Annotated in this window: 15 protein-coding genes; 6 read left to right on the top strand and 9 right to left on the bottom strand. The window is 67.2% G+C overall.

What is annotated here, in order from left to right:
- Window positions 1-113 precede the first annotated feature (113 nt).
- From LGR64_RS19030 to LGR64_RS19055, 6 genes are all read right to left on the bottom strand, one after another.
- The gene (locus LGR64_RS19030; protein ID WP_013803717.1) at window positions 114-1,601 is read right to left on the bottom strand and encodes a nucleobase:cation symporter-2 family protein; all 1,488 of its coding nucleotides are present in this window, start codon (window positions 1,599-1,601) and stop codon (window positions 114-116) included.
- Window positions 1,602-2,004: 403 nt separating this feature from the next.
- Window positions 2,005-3,297: a M20 family metallopeptidase gene (locus LGR64_RS19035; RefSeq protein ID WP_063326941.1), complete on the bottom strand. Its 1,293-nt coding sequence runs from the start codon at window positions 3,295-3,297 to the stop codon at window positions 2,005-2,007.
- Window positions 3,294-5,069: a 2-oxo-4-hydroxy-4-carboxy-5-ureidoimidazoline decarboxylase gene (gene uraD, locus LGR64_RS19040; protein ID WP_202758118.1), complete on the bottom strand. Its 1,776-nt coding sequence runs from the start codon at window positions 5,067-5,069 to the stop codon at window positions 3,294-3,296. The genes LGR64_RS19035 and uraD overlap by 4 nt, the downstream gene beginning before the upstream one ends.
- 6 nt (window positions 5,070-5,075) lie before the next feature.
- Window positions 5,076-6,032, bottom strand: coding sequence for an allantoinase PuuE (gene puuE / locus LGR64_RS19045; RefSeq protein ID WP_141829561.1), 957 nt, complete (start codon window positions 6,030-6,032; stop codon window positions 5,076-5,078).
- The gene (locus tag LGR64_RS19050; RefSeq protein WP_012204034.1) at window positions 6,029-6,706 is read right to left on the bottom strand and encodes a GntR family transcriptional regulator; all 678 of its coding nucleotides are present in this window, start codon (window positions 6,704-6,706) and stop codon (window positions 6,029-6,031) included. The genes puuE and LGR64_RS19050 overlap by 4 nt, the downstream gene beginning before the upstream one ends.
- A gap of 86 nt (window positions 6,707-6,792) precedes the next feature.
- Window positions 6,793-7,716 (bottom strand): LysR family transcriptional regulator, encoded by a 924-nt coding sequence (locus tag LGR64_RS19055; protein ID WP_013803713.1) that lies wholly within the window; start codon window positions 7,714-7,716, stop codon window positions 6,793-6,795.
- 124 nt (window positions 7,717-7,840) lie between these two features.
- On the opposite strand from LGR64_RS19055, the gene LGR64_RS19060 reads away from it, so the two are divergent.
- The 3 genes from LGR64_RS19060 to LGR64_RS19070 all read left to right on the top strand — a co-directional run bounded on the left by LGR64_RS19060 (window position 7,841) and on the right by LGR64_RS19070 (window position 11,407).
- Window positions 7,841-8,947: a tartrate dehydrogenase gene (locus tag LGR64_RS19060; protein WP_230356614.1), complete on the top strand. Its 1,107-nt coding sequence runs from the start codon at window positions 7,841-7,843 to the stop codon at window positions 8,945-8,947.
- 52 nt (window positions 8,948-8,999) lie between these two features.
- Complete coding sequence (locus LGR64_RS19065; RefSeq protein ID WP_230356615.1) at window positions 9,000-9,980, top strand: Bug family tripartite tricarboxylate transporter substrate binding protein; 981 nt, start codon at window positions 9,000-9,002, stop codon at window positions 9,978-9,980.
- 104 nt (window positions 9,981-10,084) lie between these two features.
- Complete coding sequence (locus tag LGR64_RS19070; protein WP_230356617.1) at window positions 10,085-11,407, top strand: glycerate kinase type-2 family protein; 1,323 nt, start codon at window positions 10,085-10,087, stop codon at window positions 11,405-11,407.
- A 42-nt stretch (window positions 11,408-11,449) separates the two neighbouring features.
- Here LGR64_RS19070 and LGR64_RS19075 read toward each other — a convergent pair whose 3' ends face one another.
- The 3 genes from LGR64_RS19075 to LGR64_RS19085 form a co-directional block, all read right to left on the bottom strand.
- Window positions 11,450-12,373 carry a Fic/DOC family protein gene (locus tag LGR64_RS19075; RefSeq protein WP_230356619.1) on the bottom strand — a complete coding sequence of 308 codons (924 nt, stop codon included), beginning with the start codon at window positions 12,371-12,373 and terminating at the stop codon, window positions 11,450-11,452.
- Complete coding sequence (locus LGR64_RS19080) at window positions 12,363-12,701, bottom strand: antitoxin VbhA family protein (RefSeq protein WP_230356621.1); 339 nt, start codon at window positions 12,699-12,701, stop codon at window positions 12,363-12,365. Before LGR64_RS19080 ends, LGR64_RS19075 begins: the two co-directional genes overlap by 11 nt.
- A 95-nt stretch (window positions 12,702-12,796) precedes the next feature.
- Entirely contained in the window at window positions 12,797-13,714 is a 918-nt protein-coding gene (locus tag LGR64_RS19085) for a LysR family transcriptional regulator (protein WP_013803709.1), read from the bottom strand.
- A 121-nt stretch (window positions 13,715-13,835) separates the two neighbouring features.
- On the opposite strand from LGR64_RS19085, the gene gcl reads away from it, so the two are divergent.
- The 3 genes from gcl to glxR all read left to right on the top strand — a co-directional run bounded on the left by gcl (window position 13,836) and on the right by glxR (window position 17,631).
- Complete coding sequence (gene gcl / locus LGR64_RS19090) at window positions 13,836-15,626, top strand: glyoxylate carboligase (RefSeq protein WP_230356623.1); 1,791 nt, start codon at window positions 13,836-13,838, stop codon at window positions 15,624-15,626.
- A gap of 241 nt (window positions 15,627-15,867) precedes the next feature.
- Window positions 15,868-16,656 (top strand): hydroxypyruvate isomerase, encoded by a 789-nt coding sequence (hyi, locus tag LGR64_RS19095; RefSeq protein WP_088166718.1) that lies wholly within the window; start codon window positions 15,868-15,870, stop codon window positions 16,654-16,656.
- Window positions 16,657-16,716: 60 nt separating this feature from the next.
- Window positions 16,717-17,631, top strand: coding sequence for a 2-hydroxy-3-oxopropionate reductase (glxR, locus tag LGR64_RS19100; protein ID WP_043824000.1), 915 nt, complete (start codon window positions 16,717-16,719; stop codon window positions 17,629-17,631).
- Window positions 17,632-17,724 lie beyond the last annotated feature (93 nt).

The raw sequence follows: 17,724 nt of genomic DNA on the forward strand, positions 1-17,724 counted from the left end.
CTCAGGGATTTCGACAACAAGCCCCCTGGCGCCTATGGACGGCAGGGGGCGCACAGCCCGGCGGGTAGGCCGGGCGATTGTTGGGCGTGCCCGCCAGGGCGGGCACTGTTTCATCAGTGGGCGTCTGCCTGGCGTGCGGCCCGGACGGCAGCAGAGGTATCGCTGCTGGCTCCGTTGAAGAAAATGTTCAATGCCACCGCGGTAATCGAGGCCAGCAGGATACCGGATTCGATCAACGGATGAATGCCGTGGGGCATCCATTGGCGGAAATTCGGCGCCACCAGCGGAATCATGCCCACGCCGATGGACACGGCGACGATCATGGCGTTGTTGCGGTTGGTCTGGAAATCCACGTTGCTCAGGATGCGGATGCCGGTGGAGGCCACCATGCCGAACATCACCAGGCCCGCGCCGCCCAGCACCACGGTGGGCAGGGACTCGACCAGGGCGCCCATCTTGGGCAGCACGCCCAGCACGATCAGGATCACGCCGCCGGCCACGCAGACCCAGCGGCTCTTGACGCCGGTGACGGCGACCAGGCCCACGTTCTGCGAGAAGCTGGTGTAGGGGAAGGTGTTGAAGATGCCGCCGATCAGCGTGCCCAGGCCGTCGGTGCGCAGGCCGCGCGTCAGCTCGTCCTGGCTGATCTTGCGATCGGTCATGTCGCCCAGGGCCAGGAACATGCCGGTGGACTCGATCATCACCACCACCATCACCAGACTCATGGTGAGGATGAGGATGGGGTCGAACACCGGCGTGGCGATCTCGAAGGGCAGCACCATCGTGAACCATTCGGCCTTGGCGACCTTGCTGAAGTCCATCAGGCCCATGGCCACGGACAGCACGCCGCCGATCAGGATGCCCATGAGCACCGAGACGTTGGCCAGGAAGCCCTTGGCAAAGCGCGCGATCAGCAGGATGGACAGCAGCACGATGGCCGAGATGCCCACGCCGGTCAGGTCGCCGTACTTGGGGTTGGGAATGGTGGGCACGACCGCGAAACCCTTGGGCACGGGCGGCAGCGAGGAGCCCGGCGCGCCGGCCGTGGCCTGGGCGTCGGCCAGCCATTTCAGGTGCTCGGGGTTGGGCACGCTGGGAGCGGTGGGGCCGACGGGGTTGCCGAAGATCCAGTTCACGCCCACGCGCATCAGGCTGATGCCGATGACGGCAATGATGGTGCCGGTCACCACGGGCGGGAAAAAGCGCAGCATGCGGCTGATCAGCGGGGCGATGAGGATGGACACGATCCCCGCCCCGATCACCGAGCCGAAGATCAGCCCCGCCCCCGCCGAGCCGCCCGTGCTCTGCGCCATGGACACCATGGGCGCCACGCTGGCGAAGGTCACGCCCATCATCACGGGCAGCTTGATGCCGAACCACTGGGTCGCGCCCATGGCCTGGATCAGCGTGATCAGGCCGCAGCAAAACAGGTCGGCCGAGATCAGGTGGGCCACCTGCTCGGGCGGCAGGTTGAGTGCGCGGCCGACTATCAGGGGCACGGCCACGGCGCCCGCATACATCACGAGAACGTGCTGCAGGCCCAGCGCCGTGAGCTTGCCTGCGGGCAGCATCTCATCGACGGGATGAACGGAAGATTGCATGGGGATTTGTCTCCTCGGGATTTATGGGAACGGACGCCGGCGTGGCAGGGTTCGGCGCCAACATCCATACAAAAAGTGTATACAGATCATGGGAAATTTCTGCTCCCGGTAAACCCTGTTGCGGCAGTCGCGCCAACCCGTTTTGGTGCGCATCGCCTGCCAGGGCGGGAGTGCCATGGTGCATTGCAAGATGGATGCCAGCCGCCTGGCAAGCACCAGGCACCGTGCTGGTGCCTGGCGGCCGCTACCGCGCGGCTTGGCGCGGCTTGAGCGCGGTTCGTGCGCGGCTCTGGCGCACGGCATGGGCTGCGGCGGTGCATGCGCCCCGATACGGTGCCCGGGCGCAAAAAAGCCCGGCGGCGCCGGGCTTGGGTGTCGTGCCTTGATGCGGGCCGTCAGGCGGTCAGGCCGTCAGGTCGCACAGCATGCGTGCAATGACCTTGGTGGCGCGGCGCAGGTCCTCCAGCACCAGGCGCTCGTCGGCGCGCTTGGCATGGGACTCCAGCACGGTGCGCGGGCCGGCGCCGTAGATCACGCCGGGAATGCCGCGCTCCACGTACAGGCGCACGTCGGTGTACAGCGGCGTGCCCACGGCCGGGGGCTTTTCGCCGAAGACGGCTTCGCCATGGGCCTGGATGGCGTCCACCAGGGGCTTGTTGCCCGCCAGCGGCGTCATGGCATTGGCCAGCAGCAGGCGCTTGATGTCCACGCGCACGGCATCCTCGCCCGTGTAGCCGCCCTTGGCGTTGAAGTCGGCAATGGCCTGGGCGATGACGGCGCGGATGCTGGCCTCGACCTCGGCCGGGTTCTCCTCGGGGATCATGCGGCGGTCGATCTTGAGCACGACCTTGCCGGGCACCACGTTGGTGTTGGTGCCGCCTTCGATGCGGCCGATGTTCAGGTAGGGGTGCTTGATGCCCGGCACCTTGGAGGTCACCTGCTGGTACTTGGTGTTCTCGGCGTACAGCGCATTCATCAGCACCACGGCGGCCTGCAGCGCGTCCACGCCGGTGTGGGGCACGGCGGCGTGGGCCATCTTGCCCTGCACGGTCACTTCCATCTGCAGGCAGCCGTTGTGGGCGGTGACGACTTCGTAGCTGAAGCCGGCCGCGACCATGAGGTCGGGCTTGGTGAGGTTGTTGGCCAGCAGCCAGCCGGGGCCCAGGATGCCGCCGAATTCCTCGTCATAGGTGAAGTGCAGTTCCACCGCGCCCTTGGAGGGCCGGGCCACGGCTTCGAGCGCACGCACGGCGTAGGTGAAGGTGGCGAAGTCGCTCTTGCTCACGGCGGCGGCGCGGCCGTAGAGCTTGCCGTCCTCGATGGCGGCGCCATAGGGGTCCTGGGTCCAGCCTTCACCGGGCGGCACCACGTCGCCGTGGGCGTTCAGCGCAATGGTCAGGCCGCCACCGGCGTCACCTGCGCTGCCGTAGGGGCGGCGCACGATCAGGTTGGTGATGGACTCCATGCCGTAGGCCTTGACGTCGGCCTCGGGCACGGTGTGCTTCTCGGCCTCGTAGCCCAGGGTCTTGAGCAGCTCGGCCGTGCGCTCGGCGTGGGGTGCGTTGTTGCCGGGCGGGGTGTCGGTCGGAACCTGGACCAGGGCCTGCAGGAATTGCACCTCTTCATCGAAATGCTGGTCGATCCAGGCGTCCAGGGCGGCGTAGGTGGCTTGCTTGTCTTGGTTCATGTCGGTCATTGCTGCTCTTGGGCCAGCTGGTTCAGTACGTGGGAGAAGGCATCGACGGACAGTTGCATGTCGTCGGCGGTGGAGCTTTCCAGCGGGTTGTGGCTGATGCCGGCGTTCAGGCCGCGCACGAACAGCATGGCCTGGGGCATGATTTCGTGCAGCTTCATGGCGTCGTGGCCGGCGCCGCTGGGCATGCGGTACAGGGGCACGCCCAGGGCGTCCACGGCGGCTTCCCAGCGCTGCTGCCATTCGGGGGCGCTGGGGGCGGCGGCGGCCTTCATGGCCAGCTCGGTGCTGTAGCGCAGGCCACGGCGCTGGGCGATGGCCTCGATCTCGGCCAGGATGTCGGCCACCATGGCGTCGCGCTGCTCGTTGGTGGGCGCGCGCAGGTCCAGGCTGAACTGGCAGCGGCCGGGGACCACGTTGACCGAGCCGCTGGGCACATTGAGCTGGCCCATGGTGGCCACCGAGGTGCCGTCGCGCGCGGCGCGCTTTTCGATGTACAGCGCCAGCTCGGCCACGCCGCAGGCGGCATCGCGGCGGCGGTCCATGGGCGTGGTGCCGGCGTGGCTGGCCATGCCGATCATCTCGCAGATGTAGCGCGCGCTGCCGTTGATGGAGGTGACGATGCCCAGCGGGATGTCCAGCTCGTTGAGCACCGGGCCTTGTTCGATGTGCACTTCGATGAAGCCCAGGTAGCGGGCCGGATCGCGCTGCAGCTTCGGAATGTCGTCAATGCACAGGCCGGCATGCTGCATGGCCTCGCGCAGGGTGATGCCATCGGCGTCCTTTTGCTCCAGCCATTCCTGCTTGAAGTCGCCGATCAGCGCGCCCGAGCCCAGGAAGGTGGCCTTGTAGCGCTGGCCTTCCTCTTCCGCAAAACCCACGACCTCGATGTGGAACGGCAGGCGCTTGCCCTGGCGGTGCAGCTCGCGCACGCAGGCCATGGGCACGAAGATGCCCAGGCGGCCGTCATACTTGCCGCCGTTGCGCACGGTGTCGTAGTGGCTGCCGGTCAGCAGGGTCCTGGCGTCCTCGGTGGCCGCCTTGTAGCGGCCCACGACGTTGCCCACGGCGTCGATCTCGACCTCGTCGAAGCCGCAGTCGCGCATCCAGTGGCTGATGCGCTGGGCGCAGGCGCGGTGGGCATCGGTCAGGTAGGTGACGGTGAGCTGGCCCTTTTCGGCATAGCCGGGGTCGCTGTGCTGGGCCAGCTTTTCCTGCCAGTCCCAGACATCGTTGCCCAGCTCGGGCGTGTAGCCGAACTTGTCGTTCAGGCGGATCTCGGCAATGCGGTGGATGTTGCGCAGCGCCTCGCCCAGCTCGAAGTCGGGGTGGTTGTGCAGGCGGCGCTCGAAGGTCTCGATGATCTCGGCCTTGGCCAGGCCCGCGCCGCGCGGACCGCGCACGGCCAGGATGAAGGGAAAGCCGAAGCGCTTGCCGTACTCGGCGTTGAGCTTGCGGATGTGCTCCAGCTCCTCGGGCGTGCAGCGCGTCAGGCCGGCCTTGTTCTGCTCGTTGGTGGATTCGGCCGTGAGCGTATTGGTCTCCATGGCCTTGCCGGCCAGCTCCGGGTGGGCGCGGATCAGGTCGAGCTTGGCCTGCACCGGCGCCTTGTCCAGCACCTGGGCCATGGCGTACTTGATCTGTGCCAGCGAGCGGAAGGGGCGCTGGGCCAGCGCGGCCTCGGCAATCCAGGGCGAGTGTTCGTAGAGGCCGTCCAGCAGACTGGCGGCGGTGGCCAGGTCGGCGGCGTTGAGTTGTTCCAGCGTCAGAGCCATGCTGCGTTATTCCTTGTCGGGATGGTGGTGCGCCCAGTGGCGCGCGAGGTCGATGCGGCGGCAGACCCAGACCTTGTCGTGCCGCTGAATGTGGTCCAGAAAGCGCTGCAGTGCCGTGATGCGGCCGGGGCGGCCCAGCAGGCGGCAGTGCATGCCAATGCTCATCATCTTGGGGGAGTCATCGCCGGCCGGATCGCCCTCGGCGTAGAGGGCGTCGAACGTGTCCTTCAGGTATTGGAAGAACGGGTCGGCGTGCGAGTAGCCCTGGGGCAGGGCGAAGCGCATGTCGTTGCAGTCCAGCGTGTAGGGCACGATGAGCTGGCTGCGGGTGCTGCCGTCGCTCTTGCCGACCTTCATCCAGAAGGGCAGGTCGTCGCCGTAGTAGTCGCTGTCGTAGGCGAAGCGGCCGTCGTCGGCCACCAGGCGGTGGGTGTTGGGGCTGTCGCGGCCCGTGTACCAGCCGAGGCCGTGGTCGCCATCGTGGCCGTACAGCTCGCCGAAGATCTCCATGCACTGCTGCATGTGGGCGCGTTCCACATCGGCGGGCACGCCCTGGTAGTGGATCCACTTGAGGCCGTGGCAGGCCACTTCATGGCCCAGCTCGTCGAAGGCCTGGGCCAGCTCGCGATGCTTTTGCAGGGCCGTCGCCACGCCGAACACGGTCAGCGGCAGCCCGCGCTTCTCGAACTCGCGCAGGATGCGCCAGACACCGGCGCGCGAGCCGTATTCATAGATGCCTTCCATGCTCATGTGGCGCTCGGGGTAGGCGGCCGGGTTGAACATTTCGGACAGGAACTGCTCGCTGGCGGCATCGCCGTGCAGCACGCAGTTCTCTCCGCCCTCTTCATAGTTGAGGACGAACTGCACGGCCACTCGGGCCTGGCCTGGCCAGCGGGCGTGGGGGGGCGTGCGACCGTAGCCGATCAGGTCGCGGGGATAGGGGGCAGTGGCGTCGTAGGTCATGCGGATACGGAGGAAAGGGCCATCGAAAGATCGCTGGTCGGCATGTCGCGGTCGAAGGTCAGGCCGGCTTCCACGTGGTCCAGGTGCTGCTGCATGAGCTGCACGGCGTGGTCGGCGTCGCCGCCGGCCAGGGCCGTGACGATTTCGGCATGCTCGTCATGGGAATGCTCGGCGGCCGTGCTGGACTGGTACATCAGCGTGATCAGCGCGCAGCGCGAGATCAGCTCGCCCAGCAGCTGGGCCAACACCTCGTTGCCCATGAGTTCGGCCATGCGCACGTGGAAGTCGCCCAGCAGCTCGGTGCGCTGGCCGACATCGTTGCCGTCCATGGCCTTTTTCTCGGCCGCCACGTGCTGCCGCAGCGCGCGGATCTTGGCCGGCGTGCTCTGGGCGATGAAGGCGCGCACCATCTCGGCTTCGAGCATGCGGCGCACGGCGAAGACCTGGCGCGCCTCGTCCACCGAGGGCGTGGCCACGAAGGCCCCGCGCGCGGGTTCGAGCCGGATCAGGCGGTTTTGCGACAGCTGGAACAGCGCCTGGCGCACCAGGGTGCGCGAGACGCCGAAATGGTCTGCCAATTTCTGCTCGGCCAGCTTGGTGCCGGGCAGAAGACGGTGTTCGACGATGGCCCGGGTCAGGCTCTCGACAATGAAACTGGTGGTGGAAGTCTCCATTCAGCCATCATAGCGGCTGGTCACAAGAGTTGTATACAGTTTCTGTCTACTGCTTATTGGCGTTTCCCCGCATACGGCATCCCTTTTCAGAAACCGGGCGCGGCCGTATCGAAGTGCCGTGCCAGGTGCTCGACAAAGCGCTGCACGCGCTGGGTTGCCGCATGCCGCTGCGGATAGACCACATGGATGTCGGCCGGCGCCGTGGCATGGTCGGCCAGCACCTGCACCAGGCGGCCGCTGCGCAGGTAGCGGGCGACATCCCATTCGGCGCGCATGACGATGCCCAGGCCGGCCAGAGCCCAGCCCACGGCGATCTCGCCATCGTTGGTGCTCAGGCTGTCGCGCAGGCGGATGGCCTCGGTCTTGCGGCCGGGGCCGTTGTGGGTGAAGCGCCAGACGCCGTGGGTGTCGTCGCCCTGGCGGATGTCGATGCAGTCGTGCTGCATCAGCTCGCGCGGGGTGGCCGGCGTGCCGCGCCGTGCCAGGTAGGCGGCAGACGCGCACAGCAGCCGCCGGTTGGGCGCCAGGCGCCGCGCGATGATGCGCGCGTCCGGCGGCTCGCCAAAGCGTATGCACAGGTCGAAGCTGTCATCGACCAGGGGCGGCGGCGAGGCCGACAGCTGCAGCTGCACCTGGATCTGCGGGTGCTTGCGCACGAAGCTGGCGATCAGGGGCGCGATATGGCTGCGCCCGAATCCCAGCGTGGCATTGATGCGCAGCAGGCCCTGCGGCTGCCCGGGCATGCCGGCCACGGCCTGCTCCATGGCGGCAATGTCGTCCAGGATGCGCCGCGCATGGGCCAGGTAGGTCTGGCCCTCATCGGTCAGGCCCAGGCGCCGCGTCGTGCGGCTGACCAGTTGCACGCCCAGCCGCGCCTCCATCTGGGACAGGCGCTTGCTGGCCGCCGGCGTGGTGATGCCCAGCTCGCGGGCCGTGGCCGACAGGCTGGCGCTGCGGGCCAGCAGGCAGAAGAAGGCCATCTCCGATGGCGCTGAGACGGGTGTGCTCATTGTTGAATCAAAGTGAACGATGCCATCACTCTAGAGGCGCGCGCGGCGTTGTTCCATCGATAGATTCACGGACAAGGCCATGGATCCGCATGGCGCTTCATCCACCGCAATCCAAGGAGCCCTCATGACAAAGACATACCGCATCGCCTGCATTCCCGGCGATGGCATCGGCAAGGAAGTGGTGCCCGCAGGGCAGGAGGTGCTGCAGGCGCTGGCCGAAACCCAGCCCGGCCTGGGCTTTGCCTTCACCAGTTTCGGCTGGGGCGGCGACTGGTACCGCGCGCACGGCGAGATGATGCCGGCCGACGGGCTGGACGCGCTGCGCGGCCAGGACGCCATCCTGTTCGGCTCGGCCGGCGACCCGCACATTCCCGACCATGTCACGCTGTGGGGCCTGCGCCTGAAGATCTGCCAGGGGTTCGATCAGTACGCCAATGTGCGGCCCACGCGCATCCTGCCCGGCATCGATGCGCCGCTCAAGCGCTGCGCACGCGAGGACCTGGACTGGGTCATCGTGCGCGAGAACTCCGAAGGCGAATACGCGGGCGTGGGCGGCCGCGCCCACCAGGGCCATCCCATCGAGGTGGCCACCGACGTGAGCATGATGACCCGTGCGGGCGTGGAGCGCATCATGCGCTTCGCCTTCCGCCTGGCGCAGTCGCGGCCGCGCAAGCTGCTGACGGTGATCACCAAGTCCAACGCCCAGCGCCACGCCATGGTGATGTGGGACGAGATCGCGGTGCAGGTGGCCGCCGAGTTCCCCGACGTGCGCTGGGACAAGGAGTTGGTGGACGCAGCCACGGCGCGCATGGTCAACCGCCCGGCCTCGCTGGACACCCTGGTCGCCACCAACCTGCATGCCGACATCCTCAGCGACCTGGCGGCCGCGCTGGCCGGCAGCCTGGGCATTGCGCCCACAGGCAACATCGATCCGGAGCGCCGCTACCCCAGCATGTTCGAGCCCATCCACGGATCGGCCTTCGACATCATGGGCCAGGGCCTGGCCAACCCCGTGGGCACCTTCTGGAGCTGCGTGATGCTGCTGGAGCACCTGGGCGAGCACCGCGCCGCGCAGCGCCTGATGCAGGCCGTGGAGCAGGTGACGGCCGATGCCGCGCTGCACACGCGTGACCTGGGCGGCAAGGCCACCACGCGCCAGGTCACCGACGCGGTCTGCGCTCGGCTGCGCGCGCACACTGCCGAGGTCCAGGCCGTGCCCGTGCCTGCCTGAGCGCGCGCTGCATGGTCCGATAACCCACAAAAGAACAGACAGGAGACAAGCCATGAACCGCATCACCAGGGTTGCCGCCGCGTGCGCGCTGGCCGCCGCCACCATTCCAGCCGCCATGTCTTCGGCCTGGGCCCAGGCTTGGCCGGCGCGCCCCGTCAACCTCATCGTGCCGTTTCCCGCAGGCGGTACCACCGATGTGCTGGCACGTGCGCTGGGCCAGGAGCTGTCCAAGAGTCTGGGCCAGCCCGTGGTCGTGGAAAACCGCCCCGGCGCGGGCGCCACCCTGGGCGCCGACCATGTGGCCAAGGCGAAACCTGACGGCTACACCCTGCTCATGGGCGCCGTGCACCACACCATTGCCACCAGCGTCTACCGCAGGCTGGGCTATGACTTCCAGAAGGACCTGGCGCCCATCACCGTGGTGGCCGTGGTCCCCAATGTGCTGGTGGTCAATCCGCAGGTGCCCGCCAAAACCGTGCAGGAGCTGCTGGCCCAGGCCCGGGCCCAGCCCGGCAAGCTGGCCTATGGCTCCAACGGCGCGGGCACGGGCCAGCACCTGATCGGCGCGCAGTTCGAGTCCATGGGCGGCGTGGAGCTGCTGCACGTGCCCTACAAGGGCAGCGGGCCGCTGACCACGGACCTGCTGGGCGGGCAGATTGCCATGTCCTTCGATACCGTCACGCCTGTGCTGCCCCACATCAAGGCCGGCAAGCTGCGCGCGCTGGCCGTGACCACGGCCAGGCGCTCGGTGGCCCTGCCCGATGTGCCCACGCTGGACGAGGCCGGGCTCAAGGGCTTCGACATGGGCACCTGGTTCGGCGTGCTGGCACCGGCCGCCACGCCCCGCGAGGTGCTGGCGCGGCTGGGCGCGGACATGAACCGCATCATCGAGTCCCCGCAGTTCCGCAGGAAGATGGAGGAGATAGGCGCCGAGCCCATCGGCGGATCGCCCGAGCAGATGGCGCGCCAGATCCGCGAGGACACCGACCGCTTCGCCAGGCTGGTGAAGGATGCCAAGGTGGCCCTGGATTGAGTTGAGTTGGCACGAGGAACGAGGCCGGGCGAATCAGTTGTGACTTGACCGCATGCCACCGCCGGTGCAGGAAATTCCATAATGCCCGGCGGAGACAACACACCATGACCAGCACCACGGACCTGCACCTCACCGATCCCCAAGCCTTTCTGCTCGACCTCTACCGCGCTGCGGTCAAGGATGCGCAGCCCCTGTACAGCATGGCCCAATGCCTGCCAAAGCCTCCCAAGGGCCGCACCCTGGTGCTGGGCGCGGGCAAGGCCGGGGGCTCCATGGCCCAGGCGCTGGAGGCGCTGTGGCCAGCGGACGCGCCGCTGTCCGGCCTCGTGGTCACGCGCTACCACCACATCCCGCCGCGCCCCGAAGGACTGGCGCAGCGCATCGAAGTGGTCGAGGCCGCCCACCCCGTGCCCGACGCGGCAGGCCTGGCCGCCGCCGAACGCATCCTCGCGCTGACCGAAGGGCTGACCGAGGACGACCTCGTGCTGTGCCTGATCTCGGGCGGCGGCTCGGCCCTGCTGACCCTGCCGGCCGAAGGCATCGACCTGGAGGAAAAGCAGCGCATCAACCGCGCCCTGCTGGAAAGCGGCGCCGCCATCGGCGAGATGAACTGCGTGCGCAAGCACCTGTCGCGCATCAAGGGCGGGCGCCTGGGCGCGGCCTGCGCGCCTGCGCGCGTGGTCACTCTGACCATCAGCGATGTGCCGGGCGACGATCCCTCCATCATCGCCAGCGGCCCCACAGTGCCCGATGCCAGCAGCTGCGCCGACGCGCTGGCCATCCTCGCGCGCTACCGCATCGACGTGCCCGAATCCGTGCGCCGCGCGCTGGAGGCGGGCGAGCTGGAAACCCCCAAGCCCGGCGACGCGCGCTTCGACGGCCATGAGGTCCACATGATCGCCACGCCCCAGCACTCGCTGGAGGCGGCCGCACGCGTGGCCGAGGCCGCAGGCCTGCGCACCCATGTGCTGTCCGACGAGATCGAGGGCGAATCGCGCGAAGTCGCCAAGGTCCACGCCGCCCTGGCGCGCGCCGTGGCCCGCCACGGCCAGCCGTTTGCAAAGCCCTGCGTGATCCTGTCCGGCGGCGAGACCACGGTCACCATCCGGCAGCGCCCGGCCGGCACGCCCAAGGGGCGCGGCGGGCGCGCGGGCGAGTTCTGCATGGGGCTAGCCCAGGCCCTGCAGGGGCAGGAGAAGGTCTGGGCGCTGGCGGCCGATACCGATGGCATCGATGGAGTGGAGGACAACGCGGGAGCGCGCGTGTCGCCGGATACGTTGGCGCGGGCCCAGGACCAGGGCATGCGGATTGCCGAGTACCTGGATCGCAATGATGCGTATGGGTTCTTTGATGCGTTGGGGGATCTGGTGGTGACCGGGCCTACGCATACCAACGTGAATGACTTCCGGGCGATTCTGGTTCTTTGAGAAGGTCCGGGCCGTAGCCATTAGGGGCGTTGGCGTTCGCTTTTACCTTTTCTGGCTATGGCCGAAGTCGACGGTCTCCCCGGCGTTCAGGCAGTTCTGAACATGGTTCATGACTGACTGAATGCCGACTTTCTGCGCCTCGGGATGGCCCGGCATCTGCGAGGCCAGGCGGGTCGCTGCTGCATGCACGGTCTTGTATGCCGCTTCCAGCTCGGGATGCTCGCTCAACGCTTCCCGCTCGTTCAGTTGCTCAAAGGCTACTGCGCGGCTAGGACGTACTGCGTCGTGCAGCAAGTCGGGCAGGGCGGGATGGACTTTCAGCCGGTCCTGCGTGCGCAGGATTTTTCGCATGGTGTTTTCGTGCTGCACGTGTGGCTTCGCCAGCTCGTTCACGCTGCGGTCGCGGGCGATATAGAGAAGATCACGCCCGGTCTCACTGTGTCCGAATCGTGCCCAATCGACCTCATATCCAGCTTCCCTGGCGAGCTGCCGGGTGAAGGTGCGAAGCGTTCGGCTGTTGCCATCGCTGAATGGATGGGCGTAGTCCAACTCGATGTATATCCTGGCAAGCCGTGCCGTGAATTCAGCGGTCTTCAAGCCGCGCAGCTCGTCGGGGCTGGCTTCTTCGAGGGCCTTGTCGAGTCTGGCCATGGCCGCGTCGTCCATGCGTGAATAGACGACATGGAAAGTGCCTCCCATGGTCGATAGGCCGCGCTGCTTCATCCAGTCCTGGCCATGGGGCACCTGTGTTCTGAATTCGCCAGGCGTGACCTCGTGGAAGCTGGCGTCCGGCAAGTCCTGGAAGATGCGATGGTGGACTGCCTTCAGGTGGGCAGCGTCGAAGCTGCCGCGCACAGGCTCCAGCTCCAGCTCGACAAGCCGTTTGAATGTGTGATCGGCTTCGAGTTGCTGACGCTGCGCTGCAGTCAACGTGCTCGCGGATGCAGGCGGGAACTCATCGCGCATTGACCTTCGCCTGGACGAAATCGGCAAGCTGGATATCACCCCGGATAAATTGGCGTGCGCCGGTCTCAGCAGCTTCGGAAGGCGTGAAGTCTTCCAGTCCGATGGACGCGCGGGCGAAGTTGACGGCTGCTTCGCGCCGACGTTTCTCCGTTGCGGAAATGGCGGCGTTCACAGGGCCGCTGACGCGCTCACGCGACTGGTTGACATAGGCGCGCATCAACTCGCGCAGCACCTGTGCTGCGGGGCGGTTTTCCAGCAAGGCAGCGTCGGCAAACTCCGAGCGCAGCTCAGGCTCGACACGAAATGTCATTTGCACTTCTTTGGACATGGCGGTCACCTCGCAAGACGGAAATCAGACATGCCGTTCGGGCGGCATTCTTCTCAATGTACATACATTGCATTGCCAATGCGCAGCGCCTGGCCTCACGCCCCGCGCGGCAGCGTCTCCCACCATTCGGCATCGAACCGCCCCTGCAGGAAGGCGATGAAGGACTGCACCTTCTGTGGCACCAGGCGCGGCGAGGGGTAGACGGCGTGGATTTCCTGCTCGGGCAGGCGGCAGGTCTTGAGGACTTCGACCACGCGGCCGGCTTCCAGGGAGTCGTGGGCCACGTAGCGGGGCAGGGCGGCGATGCCCATGTGCGAGCGTGAGGCCGCCAGCAGGGCCGAGAGATTGTTGGAGCGCAGCCGGCCCGTGACCGCCACCGAGACCGGCTCTCCGCTGGCGTTGCGCAGACGCCAGATGTCGTTGCCCTGCACGCTGCTGTAGATCAGCGTGGCATGTTCCTTGAGGTCGGAGGGGCGGCGCGGCGTGCCGCGCTTGCGCAGGTAGGTGGGCGAGGCCACCAGCACCCAGGGGTTCACGCCCAGCGTGCGTGCGCCCAGGCTGGAGTCGGCCAGCTTGCCCAGGCGCAGGGCCACGTCGATGCCGTTGGCCACCAGGTCGGTGTAGCGGTCCTCGAAGCTCAGGTCGACCTGCACCTGGGGGTTGTGCGCCATGAATTCCAGCGCCAGCGGTATCAGCACGCGCCTGCCAAAGGCCACCGAGCTGCCAATGCGCAGCTGGCCCTGCACCTGCGTCTGTCGCACCTGGACCACCTTGTCGGCCTCGGCCACGTCGTTGACGATGGCCTTGCATTTCTCGTAGTACAGCGCGCCCGCTTCGGTCAGGCTCACGCCGCGCGTGTTGCGGTTGAGCAGGCGCACCTTCAGGCGCGCTTCCATGGCTGCGATCTGCTTGGTGACCGTGGGCTGCGTGGTGGCGAATTCGTGCGCGACCTTGGTGAAGCTGCTGGTCTCCACCACGCGCACGAACATGTGCATGGCATCGAGTCTGTCCATGGCGCTGTCTCCTTTTTCATTGGTAGTTATTCCTGTGCGGAATAAATTTTATGGTCTGCGCAGGCGTTCCGCCAATCGGCCTGTCTGCCTAGAGTTGACTCCAATTTGAAGGAGACCTCCCATGGCAAAAATGAAAGCAATCGAAGCCGCAGTCCGCGTGCTGGAAAAAGAAGGCGTGACCGTCGCATTCGGCGTTCCCGGTGCCGCCATCAACCCGCTGTACGCAGCGCTCAAGGACCATGGCGGCATCGGCCATATCCTGGCGCGCCACGTCGAAGGCGCAAGCCACATGGCCGAGGGCTACACCCGCGCCGTGGCCGGCAACATCGGCGTGTGCATCGGCACCAGCGGCCCGGCCGGCACGGACATGATCACGGGCCTGTACTCGGCCAGCGCGGATTCGATTCCGATTCTCTGCATCACGGGCCAGGCGCCGCGCTCGCGTTTGCACAAGGAAGATTTCCAGGCCGTGGACATTGCCTCCATCGCCAAGACCGTGACCAAGTGGGCCACCACGGTGCTGGAGCCGGCCCAGGTGCCGCGCGCCTTCCAGCAGGCCTTCCACCTGATGCGCTCGGGCCGCCCCGGCCCCGTGCTGATCGACCTGCCCATCGACGTGCAACTGGCCGAGATCGAGTTCGACATCGACACCTACGAGCCCCTGCCTGTCTACAAGCCGGCTGCCACGCGCAAGCAGGTGGAAAAGGCCATCGCCATGCTCAACGAGTCCGAGCGTCCGCTGCTGGTCTCGGGCGGCGGCGTGATCAACGCCGATGCGTCCGAGCTGCTGGTGGAGTTTGCCGAGCTGCTGGACGTGCCCGTGATTCCCACCCTGATGGGCTGGGGCACCATCCCTGACGACCACCGCCTGATGGCCGGCATGTGCGGCCTGCAGACCAGCCACCGCTACGGCAATGCCACCATGCTGGCCTCCGACTTCGTGCTGGGCATCGGTAACCGCTGGGCCAACCGCCACACGGGCTCGGTCGAGGTCTACACCAAGGGCCGCAAGTTCGTGCACGTGGACATCGAGCCCACGCAGATCGGCCGCGTGTTCGCGCCCGACTACGGCATCGTCTCGGATGCCGGCGCGGCGCTCAAGCTCTTCGTGGAGGTGGCGCGCGAGTGGAAGGCGGCTGGCCGCCTGAAGGACCGCAGCGGCTGGGTGTCCGAATGCCAGGCCCGCAAGAACAATGTGGAGTACCTGCGCAAGACCAATTTCGACAACGTGCCCATGAAGCCGCAGCGTGTCTACCAGTGCATGAACCGCAGCCTGGACAAGGACACCTGCTATGTCTCCACCATCGGCCTGTCGCAGATTGCCGGCGCGCAGTTCCTGCATGTCTACAAGCCGCGCAACTGGATCAACTGCGGCCAGGCCGGCCCGCTGGGCTGGACCGTGCCGGCCGCCCTGGGCGTGCGCGTGGCCGACCCGGCCCGCAAGATCGTGGCGCTGTCGGGCGACTATGACTTCCAGTTCATGATCGAGGAACTGGCCGTGGGTGCGCAGTTCAAGCTGCCCTACATCCATGTGCTGGTCAACAACAGCTACCTGGGCCTGATCCGCCAGGCGCAGCGCGCCTTCTCCATCGACTACTGCGTGCAACTGGCCTTCGACAACATCAATGTCGACGACAAGGAAGAGTCCAAAGGCTATGGCGTGGACCACGTCAAAGTGGTCGAGGGCCTGGGCTGCAAGGCCATCCGCGTGCACCGTCCCGAGGACTTCGCGCCCGCCATGCAGCAGGCCGAGGCCTGGATGGCCGAGCACCGCACGCCGGTCGTCGTCGAGGTCATCCTGGAGCGCGTGACCAACATCTCCATGGGCGCCGAGATCGACAACGTGATCGAGTTCGAGGACCTGGCCGCAGCGCCTGCCGACGTGCCCAGCGCCCTGGCCCTGCTGGATTGAAGCAAGGCACCCCCTAAGCGGCTGCGCCGCTTCCTCCTCTCTTCGGAGGGGGACGACGCCATCGCTGCGGGGCGACCCTTGCCTGGCATCCCTGGCTGGCGCTGCGCCAATGCCTGCATTGCGGGCGGTGCAGGCACTCGGGGGTTCCGATTTCCATTGCCCCTTGGGCATTTTTACCGGCGGGGCGCCTTGCGCGCCCTGCCGCCACCCACCCACCAAACGACTACCGGAGACTTCTGACATGCCCCGTTTTGCTGCCAACCTCAGCATGCTGTTCACCGAGGTGCCTTTCCTCGACCGCTTCGAGCGCGCGGCGCGCGCCGGCTTCGAGGCCGTGGAATTCCTGTTTCCCTACGCCCATACGGTCGAAGAGATCAAGGAGCGCGTGGACGCCCACGGCCTGCAGATCGTGCTGCACAACCTGCCGGCCGGCGACTGGGATGCGGGCGAGCGCGGCATTGCCTGCCACCCCGACCGCGTGGACGAGTTCCGCGCCGGCGTGGCCAAGGCCGTGACCTATGGCCATGCGCTGGGCGTGCCCCAGCTCAACTGCCTGGCCGGCAAGGCGCCTGCCGGTGCCGATGCCGCGCTGCTGCGCCGCACCTTCGTGGACAACCTGCGCTTTGCCGCATCGGCGCTGAGCGCGGCCAATCTGCGCCTGCTGATCGAGCCCATCAACCCCTTCGACATTCCCGGCTTCTACCTGAACCGCACGGACGAGGCCCTGTCCATCCTCGACGAGGTGGGCGCGCCCAACGCCTTCGTGCAGTACGACATCTACCACGCGCAGCGCACCGAGGGCGAGCTGGCGGCCACGCTGCAAAAGCACCTGGCGCGCATCGGCCACGTGCAGCTGGCCGACAACCCGGGCCGCAACGAGCCGGGCACGGGCGAGATCAACTACCCCTTCCTGTTCGCGCACCTGGACCGCATCGGCTACCAGGGCTGGGTGGGCTGCGAGTACAAGCCCGCGCGCGATACCGAATCGGGCCTGGGCTGGATCGAGGCCCACGCCGCCGTGGCGGCCTGAGCGGCCGCAGAACATCTTCGGATTTACCGAATTTCCCAAAAACGACAAGGAGTACACAGCATGAATGCATCCTCTCTCAAGCTTGGTTTCGTGGGCCTGGGCATCATGGGCGCGCCCATGGCGGGCCACCTGCTTACGGCCGGGCACCAGCTGTTCGTGAACACCCTGGGCAAGATCCCCGCGCAGATCGCCGAGAGCAGCGCCACCCAGTGCACCACGGCGCGCGGCGTGGCCGAGCGGGCCGACATCATCTTCCTGATGCTGCCCGACACGCCCGATGTCGAGAAGGTGCTGTTCGGCGAGGACGGCGTGGCCGCCGGCCTCAAGGGCAGCAGCGGCAAGGTGGTGGTGGACATGAGCTCCATCTCGCCCGTGGCCACCAAGGACTTCGCGCGCCGCATCGAGGCCATCGGCGCCCAGTACCTGGATGCGCCGGTCTCCGGCGGCGAGGTGGGCGCCAAGAACGCCACCCTGTCCATCATGGTCGGCGGCCCCGAGGACGTGTTCGCGCGCGTCAAGCCGCTGTTCGAGCGCATGGGCAAGAACATCACCCTGGTGGGCGGCAACGGCGACGGCCAGACCGCCAAGGTGGCCAACCAGATCATCGTGGCGCTGAACATCGAGGCCGTGGCCGAGGCCCTGCTGTTCGCGTCGCGCGCCGGTGCCGACCCGGCCCGCGTGCGCGAGGCGCTGCTGGGCGGCTTTGCCTCGTCCAAGATCCTGGAAGTACATGCCGAGCGCATGATCAAGCGCACGTTCGACCCGGGCTTCCGCATCTCGCTGCACCAAAAGGACCTGAACCTGGCCCTGAGCAGCGCGCGCCAGCTCGGCGTGTCCCTGCCCAACACCGCCCAGGCCCAGGAGCTGTTCAACAGCTGCGTGGCCCACGGCGGCGCGAACTGGGATCACTCGGGCATGGTGCGTGCGCTGGAGATCCAGGCCAACTTCGAAGTGGGCCAGAAGGTCCAGGACTGATGGCCGGTCTTTGAGACAACGATTGGTGGGAGGGCGGCCTTGCGCCGCCCTGTTGTGAAAAGCCGCGCTCGGCAACGGGCGCGGCTTTTTCTT

The sequence above is a fragment of the Delftia sp. Lp-1 genome (genome assembly GCF_020523835.1).
In the GTDB taxonomy this organism is placed as follows: Bacteria; Pseudomonadota; Gammaproteobacteria; order Burkholderiales; family Burkholderiaceae_C; genus Comamonas; species Comamonas acidovorans.